Origin of the sequence: Cupriavidus sp. DB3, from assembly GCF_020418465.1 — a bacterium.
In the GTDB taxonomy this organism is placed as follows: domain Bacteria; phylum Pseudomonadota; class Gammaproteobacteria; order Burkholderiales; family Burkholderiaceae; genus Cupriavidus; species Cupriavidus cauae.
In genome coordinates, this window is record NZ_JAIZPL010000001.1 from 520,257 (window position 1) to 534,687 (window position 14,431).

At 69.6% G+C, this 14,431-nt stretch carries 4 protein-coding genes; all 4 read left to right on the forward strand.

Annotation, left to right across the window (positions count from 1 at the left end; translation table 11 throughout):
• Positions 1 to 117: 117 nt before the first annotated feature.
• Positions 118 to 723 carry an SRPBCC family protein gene (locus K7G19_RS02220; protein WP_226105545.1) on the forward strand — a complete coding sequence of 202 codons (606 nt, stop codon included), beginning with the start codon at positions 118 to 120 and terminating at the stop codon, positions 721 to 723.
• A gap of 103 nt (positions 724 to 826) precedes the next feature.
• Positions 827 to 1,864 (forward strand): LysR family transcriptional regulator, encoded by a 1,038-nt coding sequence (locus K7G19_RS02225; protein WP_226105547.1) that lies wholly within the window; start codon positions 827 to 829, stop codon positions 1,862 to 1,864.
• A 176-nt stretch (positions 1,865 to 2,040) separates the two neighbouring features.
• Entirely contained in the window at positions 2,041 to 2,844 is an 804-nt protein-coding gene (locus tag K7G19_RS02230; RefSeq protein ID WP_226105549.1) for a putative hydro-lyase, read from the forward strand.
• Between the two features lie 277 nt (positions 2,845 to 3,121).
• Positions 3,122 to 14,344: an LWXIA domain-containing protein gene (locus K7G19_RS02235; RefSeq protein ID WP_226105551.1), complete on the forward strand. Its 11,223-nt coding sequence runs from the start codon at positions 3,122 to 3,124 to the stop codon at positions 14,342 to 14,344.
• The last annotated feature ends 87 nt before the right edge of the window (positions 14,345 to 14,431 follow it).

Sequence of the window (14,431 nt, forward strand, 5' to 3'; positions counted from 1 at the left end):
GCAACCCGCAGGAACATGCAGGAACACGCAGGGACGCGCATCCACGCGAAACCGAGCGCCTCGGCGCATCTCGCACCGACCACCATCCTTTCTCCGACGACCGATCCTTCCGCCGGCATGCCCGACCACCACTCATCCCTCGTCCTTGCACGGCGGCGTCCTCGTAGCGCGCCGCTGGCGGCCCTGGCCGCGCTGGCGACGCTGACCATCGCGCCCGCCGCCCACGCCCAACTGGTTCCGGTCGAGCGCTCGATCCTGATCCACCGCCCGCCCGAGCAGGTATGGAGCCAGGCCGGCGACTACTGTGCGATCGCCAAGTGGGATACCGCGCTGCGCTCGTGCAGCGTGGTGCTGGGCGACGGCTCGCCCGGTACCGTCCGTCGCGCCGAGCGCAAGAACGGCGGGCCGCCGGTGGTCGACGTGCTGGTCGACAGGGGACCGTATTCCTACGTCTACCGCAAGCTGTCGAATCATACGCGCGGGCGGCTGCAGGTAAGTCCCGGTCCCGATGCCGGCACCGCCGTGGTAACGTGGCAGATGTGGCTCGACCCGCTGTCCGTGCCCGCCGGTACTCGCGCCGAGTACCCGCAGGCGCTGGGCGACGAAATGCAGAAGGGGCTGGGCCGCATCAAGGTGCTGGCCGAGCAGCCGGTCGATGCCGCGCCGGCGTACCCGGTGCGCGAGTCCACCGACGCGGCGCGTCCGTCGACGCAGGGAAGTTGAGCGACACGGCCGCGGTGCGCGGGCAGGGCGCCGCGGCGCGCGATGCCGGTGTTGTTCGTCCGCGCCAGCCGCATCGTGATTCCCGTGTCCAACCCCTGTCGACATGAACCTGCGCTTTCTCGAGACGTTCGTCTGGGTCGCCCGTTTGCGAAGCTTCCGGCTGACCGCGGAAAAACTGTTCACCACCCAGGCCTCGATTTCCAGCCGCATCGCCGTGCTGGAGGAAGACCTCGGCGTCAAGCTGTTCCTGCGCGATTCGCGCGGCGTTTCGCTGACCCCGCAGGGCCAGCAGGTGCTGGAATACGCCGAGCGCATGGTCAACACGATGCACCGGCTGCGCCAGTCGATCGACTCCACGCGCGTCAGCGAGGGGCGCCTGCGCATCGGCGCGATGGACTCGGTGATCCATACCTGGCTGTCGTCGGTGGTCCGCCGCGTGATGGAGGCCTACCCGGCGCTGGAGATCGAGCTGACCGCCGACGCGGCGCTGAACCTGTGCGACCAGCTGCAGAAGGGCTATCTCGACATCATCTTCCAGACGGATCTGCTGCGCGTCGAGACCGTGCGCAATATCGAGCTGGCCAAGTACCCGATCCGCTGGATCGTCGCCAGGGGCTCGGCCTATGACCGGCCGTATCGCTCGCTGGACGACCTCGCCGGCGAACGCGTGATCACCTTCGTCAAGAACTCGCGCCCACATCAGGACATCCTGAGCCTGTTCCACCTGAACGGCGTGCCGTCGCCGCGCATCAGCTGCGTCAATTCGGTCGCGGCGATGACGCGGCTGATCGGCGAGGGCTTCGGCATCGGCGCGGTGCCGCCGGTGCTGGTGCGGCGCGAGCTGGAGGACGGCACGCTGACCATCGTCGATATCGACAGCCATCCGCCGTCGCTCGACATCGTGGCCTCGTGGCGCACCGGTGCAGGACTGGAGCTGTCGGAGGCCGTGATCGCGCTGACCGTCGGCGTGGTGGCCGCGTTCTGCGCGGAAGCGGGCGAGGACAAGGCGATGCTGGTGGCCAATGCGGCCGCGCAGGGCAGCGGCGGCGATGGCGAAGGCGATAACGGGCGCGACACGGGCCGCGATACCGGCCGCGATACCGCGCGCGACACCGGTGGCGATCGCGCGAGCGACGCCTGAGATCCGGCACCTCGGATCGCCCAAGGCAAGCCCGACTTGCCTTTGTCATCGAAAAGCCTTATCGCGCTGCATCCAAAAGATTTGTTGGACAGTGCATCGGCGCGGCGTCCAGAATCGTTGCACACCTCGCGAACAGCGCGCGTTGCGCTCGCGTGCACGACTCCACGCCGACGACCATGAACCTGCCCCTTCAGCAAGCCAACGGACTGTTGCCCGAAGACCCCGCCGCACTGCGCGCCCTGATTCGCTCCGGCCGTTATCGCGGCCATACCAGCGGGCTGGCGAGGGGCTATGTCCAGGCCAATATCGTCATCCTGACGCGCGACTGGGCCTATGACTTCCTGCAGTTCTGCGCGCTGAACCGCAAGGCCTGTCCGCTGATCGATGTCACCGAGCCGGGCGATCCGGTCTTCCGCAATCTCGGCGTCGACGTCGACATCCGCAGCGATGTGCCGCTGTATCGCGTCTACCGCAACGGTACCGACTATCAGGAGACCACCGACATCGCCTCGCTGTGGCGCGACGATTTCGTGGCCTTCGCGATCGGCTGCTCGTTCTCGTTCGAGCATGCGCTGATCGCCGCCAACGTTCCGCTCAAGCACATCAATCTCGGCCGCAACGTGGCGATGTTCCGCACCTCGATCGAGACGCGGCCGGCCGGGCGCCTGTCTGGCAAGCTGGTGGTGTCGATGCGGCCGATGAAGGCCGCCAACGCGATCCTTGCTACCGAGATCACCGCGCGTTATCCGGACGTCCACGGTGCGCCGGTACATATCGGCGATCCGCGGCTGATCGGCATCGAGGATATCGAGGCGCCCGACTACGGCGACGCGGTGCCGGTGGACGAGGACGAGATCCCGGTGTTCTGGGCCTGCGGCGTGACCCCCCAGGCCGTGATCCGCGAAGCCCGCCCCGAGATCTGCATCACGCATGCGCCGGGCTGCATGCTGGTCACCGACCTCGACAACAACCGGCTGTAGACGATTGTCATGACGGGGCGATGACAGCGCTGACGGTCATTGCTCCCGGTCGCGGCGCCTTGCGGTCCTCGACTACGTATTCACGTAGTTCCATGCCCTCCCGGTGGCCGGCTGATCCCTCAGCCTACGATTCTCCCTAGTTGGTATCGCGCGACACCGGGCAGACAATGGCCTGTCACGCTGGCCGCAGTGCGTCCAGACGCGGTCCGCCGCGCGCCCACGTCATGCCTGCCTTAACGCCGTTCGCATCGCCCCCGTTCCTCAGGAGAAGAGCGTCATGCTGGATTTCAAGGACCTGATGCAAGCCCGCGAAGCAATTCTCGCCGCGGCCCGCGCCGCCGCCGAAGCCGCGGCACGCGCGGCGGCAGAGGAGGCCCGGCGCGCGCAGGCTCGCGAGGCGGAGCGGCAGCGGCAGGCCCAGGAAGCGGAAAGCGCCCGGCGCAACGAACAGAACAACCAGGCCCAGCAGGCGCAACAGGCGGAGCAGGCCCAGCAGGCGCAGCAGGCAAACCAGACGCAGCAGGCCGACCAGAAACAGCAGCCGGATCGCGCGGCGAACAATCAGCCCGTCGTCACGCCGGCGCTCTACACCCCGCAAACGCAACCGGCCGGCGTGGTGCAGGTCAAGGGTCCGGGCGGCGACAAGCCGGCCACCGCTCCCGCGCAGCAAGCGCGCGAGCAAGAGCAGAACGAGGCGAAGGGGCACACCGATCGCTGGCACAAGGACGCCAAGGGCGCGTACGACGACAGCGAGACCAAGCGCAATGCCGGCACCATGACCGATGCCGACTGGAAGCCGATCGAGCAGAAATACGGCATGGTGATGGCCGGCGCGCAGAACGAGCTGCGCGTGGCCGCCAATCAGGCCGCGGCAAGCGGCGGCGACGACAAGGCGATCACCGCGGCGGTCGATGCCAAGGCCAGGGAGATCCGCGAGCGCTACAACGATCCGGTGCTCGACCAGAACCTCGACAGCATCAAGGATGGCTTTCTGAAGGCCGAGCCGACGCAGGAAGCGCGCGACACGCAGGGGGCGCGCTTCCAGCTGGGACTCGCCGAGGAGCGGCTCGACCAGGCCGAAGCCACCTTGCAGCGGGAAGAGAAGGCGCTGTCCGAAATCCCGATGGGCATCCGCCGCGCCGATCCCGAGAGCGGCCAGGCCGTCAGCGACGCGCGCGCGGCCGTGCACGAGGCGCAGCAGACGCGGGACAAGGCCGAGGAGACCTATCTCGGCACGATGCGCGTCGAGATCGATACGCTGGCCACGCAGCTCTACAAGAAGGATGCCGATACCAAGCTGAGCGACGTCCGCAACCAGCCGCACGACCGCTCGCAGTCGATGACGGATCGCGGCTACGACCTGACCGAGGCGCAAAACCGCGTCGACGACGCCGAGGCACAGCTCGAAGCGCTGCAGGCCGGCAAGGGCGTCAAGGTGCCCGACAGCTACCGGCAGCAGGCCATCGAGCAATTGCAGGGCCGCTATGGCAGCGACCAGGGCATGCGCACGGTCATCGCGACCGCCGACATGCAAGGGCGGATCGCCGGCGAGATGGAGCATCTGACCCCGGAGAACGAGTTCGAACGCGAGCTGGCGCAGACCGATCCGACCACGCTGGCGATGGCGCAGGTCCAGGGGCTGACGCTCGATCCGGACGCCAGGATGGATCCGAACTCGGCGACACCGCGCGACCTGTCGCAGCAGGAACGGGACCTGATGGAGTTCAACCCCGCGGCCTATGTCATGTACAAGTCGCTGGGAGCGGATTACCTTGTCCCCGCCGAGAATGCGCCGCCGAACGATCCGACGCGGCGCGCGTTCGAGGCCGGTGTGAAGAACTCCGGCCTGGTGATGTACGCGTTCACCGAGACGCAGCGGCGCGCGGAAGGCGGCGAGGGCGTCAGCAAGGAAGACAGCGCCGCCGCGGCAGCGGGCATGCAGCGCATGCTGTCGCTGATGCGAGGCTCGGTGCCGCTGCGCGAGGGCTATCTGCAGGACAACCTGAGCAAGAAGCTCGATGCGGGCGACTTCGTCGGCGCACTGAAGCTGCGCCAGGGCGCGGCCAATGCCGCGCAGACCGAACAGGAGCGCGAGCGCTATCTCGCCGTGGACGGCAATCGCTTTGACGGCGAGGCCTTCCGCGCGCAGATCGAGGCGTCGATGCGCAAGGACCTCGAAGGCAAGACGCACGACGACGACTACAAGCCGATCATCGGGCAGGAAACCATGTACGCCGACCGGGTCGGCCAGTACATGCAGCAGGTCGCGCCGTATCTGACCGAGGAAGACGCCACCACGCTGCTCGATACCGTCAAGAGCGAATACAGCAACGACTGGACCGGCCGCAATGTCGCGCCGTCCGGCGGCAGCTACAACGACTGGAACGACTTCTACCATGGCCTGGCCGCGGTGGTCGACGCCGCCGACGCCGGCTACTACGCGCGCAATCCTGGCTCCGAACTCGGCACCGGCCCCGCCGCGACCTCGACCGCCAGCTGGCTCGCCAACGAGGACAACGACGTCTTCACCATGGTGATGCAGAACCAGGTCGGCGGCACGCAGGGGCGCATCTATGGCGGCGCGGAGGATGCCGCGGCCAAGGGGCACACCAGCCTGTCGCTTGCCTTCGCCAAGGAGCTGAAGGACCACGACCGCGCGCCGCCGATGGCCAACTACGACCTGACCCGCGCGATGGATCGGGGTCACGAGAAGTACAGCGGCACCGAAAAGGCCAAGGAAGACCAGCGCCGGTTCGAACTGGACAAGGATGAGATCCTGCAGGGCACCTTCGATTCGCTGGCGCTGCGCAAGGACGAGCTGACGGTCAAGGCCGGCGACGACAAGGCGCTCGACAATGCGATCGCGCTGGCCGCGCCCAACGCGGATCCGAAGCTGATCAAGGAACAGCTGGCCGAGGACGTGCCGGAAGGCGCCACCATCAAGGTCATTCCGATGTACGTGACCGGGCCCGGCATGTCGCCTTATCAGAGCGCCGTCTTCGAATTCGTCGGCAAGGATGGCAAGACGCTGTGGGTCGACGACCAGGGCGCGGTCTACGGCAAGGGCGATCAGCCGGCCGAGCGCGACTTCCAGGAAAACAACGAGCTCCACGACAAGGGCACCGTCTATCTGGCCCGGGACCTGAGCCTGGGCGCCGACGGCCATGCGGAGTTCGACGATATCGACGCGCATATCGTCACCGATGGCGAGAAATTCCGCGCCTGGCTCGATATCGGCGTGGCCGCGGTCGGCGCGATCGGCGGCATCGGCGTGATGGTGGCCTCGGGCGGCACGCTGACGCCGCTGGTGGCGGCCGCCTGGGGCGGCATGCTCGGCTCGATGGGCTATGGCCTGGCGGTGACGGCGGTCGATGCGAACGACATGGCGACGCATGGACGCTCGCTCAATCCGCTGGACAATGCGCGCGCGTTTTCGCTGTGGGCCAACGGCTTCGGCTCGGTGGCCGGCATGGCGGGGCTGGGCCTGGGCAAGGGCGCGTCGCTGGCGATGCGGGCCGGTGGCACGCTGAGTGGCAACTCGTCGACGTTCTCGCAGATGGCGGCCAGGACATTGGCCGGCAATGCCAACCGCATGGCGATCGGCAGCCGCGTGTTCAACGGCGCCGCGTTCGGCTCCGGTGCGATCATGACCGGCCAGCAGGCCATCACCTTCGCGCAGCACGGCGGCGACATGACGCTGACCGAGAAGCTGCAGAACGGCGCGATGCTGCTGATGGGCATGACGCAGATGATGCCCGCCGGCATCCAGATCCGCAGCGCGCAGGCGCTGCACAACGCCGCGCGGCGCGTCACCGGACGCCATCCCGCCGCCGAGGCCGCGGCACAGGCGCAGGCCCTGCAGCAGGCGATGCAGGCGGGCGATGCCCCGGTCAACGGTCGCGATGCCGACGTGCCGGTGCGCGTGCGGCCGGGCCAGGATGGCGCGGCGCAGGGGCGCCAACCGGCGGACACGGCCGGCCCGCTTCGCGCGGGCGAGGATGGGACGGGCCAGCAGCACGGCGCCACGGGCCGGCCGGCGGCCGTGCCGGGGCGCGATGGCGAGGCCGACGGCGTGCCGCCGCGCGTCGCGGCGGAGCCGCCTGCCGATGCGAACCCCACCCCTCGCAGCGCTGCCAGTGCCACCGATGGCACCGGCTCGCGCAGCTTTACCCCGCAGAAGTTGGGCACGTGGCAATCGGTCAAGCTGGCCAGCCGCTTGACCTTCGACGCCGCGGTGGCGCAGGGCGCCCGGCTGCAGGACGGCGTGGTCAATCGGATGATGGACCGGGCGATGCAGCAGGCCGTCACCAAATACATGCGCGAGGCGGGGGAACGCAGCCGGCACGGCGAGGCGCCGCCGGCGGCCAGCCGGACCAACACCAGCGGCCGCAGCCGCCGCCGCGCCGACGCACGCTCGGACGTACGCGGCGATGCCCGGCCCAATGTCCGCAGCGCGGTGTTCGCACATGGCGGCGGGGGCCGTGCCGCCGTGCTGGAGGCCGCGCGCGCCGAGCCGTCGATCGTGCTGCAGAACGCGATCTCGCCGCTGGACCGCGTGTCCGGCATGGACGGCCGCGCGATGTCGCTGTCCGTGCCCTATGGCGCCGAACTGGCGGCACGCGCGCTGCACGATGTCGACACGGTGCTGATCGCGACGTCGCCCGCCACGCTGCACGGCGGCGCCGACACGCACGGTCCGCTCGGTGCGGTGTCGCTCGGCGCCTATCTGAGCGCGCTGGGCAAGGAAGTCGTCTACGTCACCGACCCCGCGCACGAGGCGCTGCTGGCCGACCTGCTGCAAGGGGAGCTGGGCGTCGCCGATGCCCGCATCGAGACCTTCACCGCCACCGATTCGACGCGGGCCGCGCAGCAGGCGCAGGCGCTGCTGGCCAAGTACCGGACCCAGGCCGTGGTCGCGGTCGAAGTGGCCGGCCGCAACCGCGTCGGCGAATACCGGCTGGCCAACGGCGAACGCCTCGAGGGCGCGCCGCGGGTCGACCAGCTGCTGGTCGAGGCGAACGCCAAGGACCTGGTCACCGTGGCGATCGGCGCCGACAGCCATACCGCCGGCATGCGCTCCGCGCTGGAGCGCGCGATGACGTCGCTGCATGTCGAGCCTGCCGATATCGACCAATGGTCGGCGGTCGGCGCCAGTCACCCGGTGGTCGGCATGAACACCAACCTGGCGGCGCAGGCGGTCGGCTTCGCGCTGCAGCGTGCCTCCGGCGCCGACCATGCGATGCCGTCGACCGAGCGCGTCGCCGCGATGATCGACCGCATGGCGGCGCTGCATGCCTATGACAGCATCACGCTGGAGCGCGGCGCGACCAGCATGCGCGGCCTCGACAAGCGCAGCTACCTGGGCGTGTACGAGCTACTGCAGGCACAGGCCAAGCAGCTGCCCGAAGGCCTGGACCTGGCGCAGATGCTGGACGGCATGCAGCGCCGCTTCGTGCCGAAGGGCGTGGACCCGGAGCAGTTCGGCATCAAGGTGATCGACGACATCATCGAGGTCACGGTCTTCGATTCGAGCAACGGCGGCATCCTGGCCGCCATGAACATCGCCCGGCATATCTTCTCGATGACCGGCAAGCGCGTGCAACTGGTCGCGTACGGCGATCACGCGGCGGGCACCTACGGCGGGCGCGAGCGCGACGACCTGATCCTCCGCGTCAACGACGGCCTGCACGCGATGCACCAGCAGCAGGCCGACGCCAACGCGCTCGGCTGCAATACGGCGTGCATCACCTATCCGGAAGGCTGGCGCGGGCTGGACGAGCGCGATTTCATCAACCTGATTCACACCACGGCCCGTGCGATGGCCGAGGACGGGGGCCGCAATGTCGCGCTGGTCGCGACACCGGGGACCGTCAACAGCCATGCCTATCGCGATGCGGTGGGCGAGCTGCGCACCGGGCAGAACGTGCTCGAGATCGGCGCCAACGAATGGGCGGCCGCGGTCAACGCGCTGCAGCACCAGGCCACGGAAGGGCCGGAACTGGTGGCGATCCGGAAGCTGGTGGCGAAGTACATCAACGCCGATCGCATCCCGGCCGAGACCGACTCGCTGTGGCTGTGCTGCACGCACTATCCCGCGCTGGCCAAGCTGATCCGGCAGCAGCTCGATGCCAGCGGCCTGGGCCACGTCAAGCTGATCGACCCGATGCAGTACCAGGCCAAGGCGCTGGTCGAGCGGCTGATCGAGCGCGGCGTGCTGAAGCAGGAGGACCTGCTGCCGGAGCCGATTCCGTTCGAGGAGGTCAGTGGGCAGGACATGCTGCCGCTGCTGGCGGTCACTACCGGCCGCGCCAGCGAAGTCGTGCGGCTGGCGCAGGGCATGACCGAGGATCCGCGGGCGCGCGCGTTCGGCGTGCCCGAGTTCAGCGCCAGCACGGACCCGGGCCAGATCCGCGGCATTCTCGACGCCAACCGCATGCCGGCGGCGGTCGATGCGGCGGTGACCGGGTATACCGGCCGCAATATCGACCGCCTGGCGATTCCACAAGGGGCGATCCATGCCGGTGCGGCGATGGCCGATGCCGATCACGTCGTGCTGCTGACCGGCTTCTCGGTGGCCAAGGGCATGCCCGAGACCGACGGCCCGCCGGGGACCGTGGCGCTGGGCGCGATGCTGCGCGCCGCCGGCAAGCGTGTCAGCTATATCGTCGATTCGGCCAACCAGCCGATCCTCGAAGCGGCGCTGGCCGACATGGGGCAGCCGCTCGATTCGGTCCACGTCTTCGACGAGCATGCCGACAGCTCGTCGCCGGTGGTGCGCGCGATGCTCGAGGAACTGCGGCCCGACCACGTGTCGTCGATCGAACTGCCGGGACGCACGGCGGCCGGCACCAAGCACAATATGCGCGGGGTCAACCTCGACGACTTCACGCCGGGAATCGACGCCTTCCTGAAGGCGGCGCAGGAGATGGGCATCGGCACGTCCTCGGTGGGCGACGGCGGCAACGAAGCGGGCATGGGCAATGTGGCGGCGTTCGTCCCGCTGGCGCCGGACGGCACGCCGATCGCCTCGACCGTCAGGACCGATATCCTGGTGACCGCCAGCGTGTCGAACTGGGGCGCCTATGCGATCGGCGCGGCATTCCTGCGCCAGCTCGGCAGGGCCCATCTGATGCCCACCGAGAACCAGATCCTGTCGGCCATCGAGGCATCGGTCCACGCGGGCGCGGTCGACGGTGTGTCGCGGCAGCAGGTACCCACGGTCGACGGTTTCTCGCCGGAGGTCCATGCGGCGGTATACCGCTTCCTGCGGCTCTGGGCCGGCGCCGACTCGGTCACCGGGCCGGGCGCGCCGGTGCCTGCGCTGATGGGCACCGCGATGCCGCGCCGCCAGCCTCGCGCGGTGCTGGAAGACCTGTTTGCGCACGGGCTGCGCCGTCCCTTCCATGGCGCCGGTGAGGGCGGGCGGGGCAATGTCCAGCCGCGCCACGTTCCCCCGATCGTCGATCGCAGCTGGTCGCTGCGCGATGGCGTACCCGGCGACACGGCGATCGCCACGGTGATCGACAGCGTGCACGCGACCGGCGGCCGGCTTGCCGACGTCAAGTACGTGGCGGTGCGCGAAGCCGATTCTGTCAACGCCAGGCCGAAGGTGATCGGCGCCTTCGATTCGCCGCAGCAGGCCGCGGCGCAGCTCGACCGGCAGGCCGCGGTCGGCGTCAAGGTGCGGCTGCAGGTCGTGCCCGAGGCGCAGTACCGGGCCGGCCGCGTGCCGGCCGCCGAGGATGCGATCGGCACCGTGCCGCTGTCGCGGCGCGATGGCCGCACCGTGCCGGGCGAGATCGCGCTGAACCGCGCCTACGAAGGCGATATCCGCGTGGCGCTGCCCGAAGGGTTTGTCGAAGGCAAGCCGCTGGTGCGCAACGAGGGCGGCGAGCGGATCGACGTGCTGCAGCAGCTGGGACATTTCCCGCGGGCGAGGGCCCATCTCGATCTGGCCGCCGAGGCGGGCTACGTCACCTTCGACAACCGCGCGATGCCGATCTCGGTGCCGCAGGTGCCGGGCTATTTCACGGTGCGGGCCGAGGGCGCTTACCAGGGCGTGCGGATGGACATGGACGGCAGCGGCCGCCCCGACTACGACGCGGCGGCGCTGGCCGACCGGATCCGCTCGCATCCGGACTATCGCGAAGGCATGCCGGTACTGATCTACGACTGCTTCGGCATGGACGGTCCGCTGCCACTGGCGCAGCAACTGGCCACCGCGCTGAACGCGCGCGTCCACGCGCCCGACGGCAAGTGGGAGATCCGCGGCTGGTATGGCGATGGCGATACGGTATTCGGCGGCGCGATGCACGTCGATGCGACGCCTGACGCCATGGCGCAGTCCGACGCACCGGTGCACAGCCACGGCGGACGCTTCTACGGTGCGATGCCGGCCCTGCCGATCGTCGGCGTCAACGAAGGCGGACGGGCGCTGCCCGAAAGCGCCTTCGTCATGCCGCGAGGCAATGCGCCGGCTCCCGTGCGCGCCGGCGACACCAACACCAACACCAACACCAACACCAACGCCAACGCCAGCCATCCGGCCGGCTGGCGTGCCATCCCGCCGCGCCATGCGGATGCGCGGTTCGGCGCGTCGCCGCTGAAGGTGATGGCGCCGGACGACTACAACGTCGTGCTGGGGCGCTTCGATCCCGAACGCGGCTTGCTCGACGCGGACGGCGAAGCGGTGGGCGCGCACCGGCTCGCGCTGGAACTTGCCGACGCGGGCAAGAAGGGCGCAGCGGTCGTGCTGGCGGTCGACGGCGGCAGCCAGCATGCGCGGCACGCCTTTGCGCAGAAGGTGGCCGATGTGATGGGCGTCGACGTGATGCTGCCCGCGGCGGGCTTCAAGCTCGATACGCTGGAGCGCGCCGCAGGCCGGCCCGTGGACGTCAATACGGACGCCAATGCAGGCGGCCCGCCCAAGCCCGTCCTGAAGCTCGATCAGGACGGCGTGACCTGGCAAACGCTGCAGCCGCAACCGTATCGCCATGCCAACCGCAGCTTCGCCGTCGACGGTGTCGACGCGGTACGGCTGGTGCACGACGATGGCAGCGAGACGCCCGTCGATCTGGCCGACTATCTGGGCCCGCGTCTCGGCTCGGGCGCGATCAAGACCGTGTTTGCGCTGGGCAACAGCCACGCGGTCGGGCTGGGCAACGACAGCATGATCGCGGCCTTCCCGATGGGCGCCGAACGCGAGGTGATGGCCCAGGTGCAGGCGCTGGGCATGCCGACGCTGCGCATCCATGGCGGCGACGGCGATACGGTGCTTGGCCATCCGGCCATCGTCTATGAGCGCTATCTGGCCGGCAGCGCCGAGCTGCTGGACGGAAACGGCAATCTGCTGCCGCAGTACGCGGCACGGATGAACGCGCGCACGCTGCGCGATCTTGATGCGATCGAACACGGCATCGAGAACGGCGCGGACGGCCGCGGCCTGCTGCTGCAGGACGTCGAATTCGCCTTCTTCGCCGATGGCAGCGTCAAGATCGCCGACGTGATGTCGGTCGAGCCCGGCGGCGGCCTGGCCGCGCACGGGCAGGCCGTGGTGACGGTGCTGGCCAGGATGCGCGAGGCCGCGCAGGCCAACGTCGCCCGCGTCGCGACCGATCCGCAGGGCGCGGTGCGCTCGGCCACGTTCCGGCATGGCGGCGAGCCGGAGCCCGAGGGGGCGGCATCGCCGGAGCCGAACGAGTCGGCCGAGTCGGGTACGTCGGCCCAGTCCGCCGAGCCGGTCGGGGCCGCGGATCCGGACAGTGCGGCCAAGGCAGCCAATGCCGCCAATGTCGCCAACGCGGCGCAGTCCGGCAAGTCCGCCAAGCCGGTCCCAGAGCCTGAAGAGACCGCGGCCGCCGAGGCGGCTGCCCACTCCGGCGATCCTGCCGGCGCAGCCAAGCCGGCACAGCCCGCCAGGCCCGATCCCGATACCGAGCAGCCCCCCGCCGCCGAGGGCGCCAGCCAGGCCGGCAAGCCGCCCCAGGCTACCCCGCAGCCGGCACCGTCTTCCTCGGCGCCCACGCCGACGCCGCGCCCATGGAAGCTGCGCGCCACCGTCGCCGCTTCGGTCGGCGGGGCCTTCGCCACCGGGGCCGCGGCCATGCCGTTCATGCCGACGCCCGGCACCGCCGCGGCGGTGGTGGTGGCCGGCTCCTGCTTCATCTATCGCGGCGGCGTCGCGGCCGGCCGCACGGCCTTCAGCAACCGCGTGATCCGCCACGTCGAGCGCCAGACCCCGGCCGACATTGTCTGGCTGCGCAAGGCCCTGACGGGCGACCGCGCGGCGATGTGGGGGATCAGCGAGAAAAATCGCGAGGCCTTCGCGAAGCATCTCGACGTTCTCGAACGCCATGTGAGCGCCGAAACCAGCAAGCCCTCGACGGAAGAGGTCGCGGCCGCGGTCCAGGTGCTGAAGCAGGCCGGCACGGCGCTGCTGACGCCGGACACCGTCGCCGGGCGCTTCAACGATGGCCTGCAGATCGGTACGCTGGCGATCAACAACGCCACCACGGTGACCTGGTTCATGCATCACGGCGTGGACCTCGGCAATGTCGCGACCTACAGCAACACGGCCTTCCTGGCGGCCAACGGCGTGCTGGCGACCTTCAATGTCGCCAACCGCATCGCCCACCACGCCAAGGTCAAGCTGCCCGCGCTGCCCGCCGCCCATACGCGCAAGTTCGTGATGAGCATGTATGCGGCCGGCGCGATCCCGCTGGCCGTCACGGACGTGATGACATACGGCGGCGTGGCCGGCGGCATCGGCGCGGCCAGCCTGGCGACCTTCGGCGTCGGCGCTTTCCTGCAGGCGCGCGTCGAGCGCGGCGTGGCCAACCGCGAGTTCAACAAGCTGGCGGCCGACAAGGGCGGCAATATCCAGCTCAAGCCGGACCAGTCGCTGCTGCCGCGCAAATGGGAGTTCTTCGGCCGCGCGATGCCGTATGGCCTGGTGCTGCTGGGCGGCGGCGTGATCGTCAACTTCGGCATGAAGATACTGCTGGAGACGCTGGGCAGCGACGAGGAAGACCAGCCGCGTACGCCGACGCCCGAGCCGACGCCGTCGTCGTCGACGCCATCGGTCCCGTCGACGCAGGACCCGTCGCCGACGCAGCCGGCGCCGCAGGAACCGCCGCGTTCGGCAACACCGTCCGAAGAGCCCAAGCCGCCGAGCAAGGAGCCGCCGACGACCACCGAACCGCCTCCGCAGAAGCCGGAGCCCCAGCCTCCGCAACACCCGCGGCCGCGCAACGGACGCGTGGTGGTGCAGCCCTACCACGCCGGCGTCGAGAGCGGGACGCTGTGGGGCATTGCGGCGACCAACCTGGATACGCTGCTGTCCGACGAGCAGAAAGAGGAGGCCGATGCCGAGGCGATGACCACGGACCAGCAGGTCGCCGCCTACGCTCTGCGCGAGCTGATCAACCTGAATCCGCAGTACAACCTCGCGCAGAATCCGGACCACATCGAGCCGGGATGGGAGCTGGACGTGACGCGGTAGGGAAAGCGGGGAAGGGCCCGCACCGTAGCCGGGCTCAGATCGTGGCTCGGCTCAGCCCATCGCCGGGCCAGGGCGACCGCCTCGCTC

Coding starts and splice junctions, on each gene's coding strand:
- K7G19_RS02220 (WP_226105545.1), top strand. CDS start 118: ATGCCCGACCACCACTCATCCCTCGTCCTTGCACGGCGGCGTCCTCGT.
- K7G19_RS02225 (WP_226105547.1), top strand. CDS start 827: ATGAACCTGCGCTTTCTCGAGACGTTCGTCTGGGTCGCCCGTTTGCGA.
- K7G19_RS02230 (WP_226105549.1), top strand. CDS start 2,041: ATGAACCTGCCCCTTCAGCAAGCCAACGGACTGTTGCCCGAAGACCCC.
- K7G19_RS02235 (WP_226105551.1), top strand. CDS start 3,122: ATGCTGGATTTCAAGGACCTGATGCAAGCCCGCGAAGCAATTCTCGCC.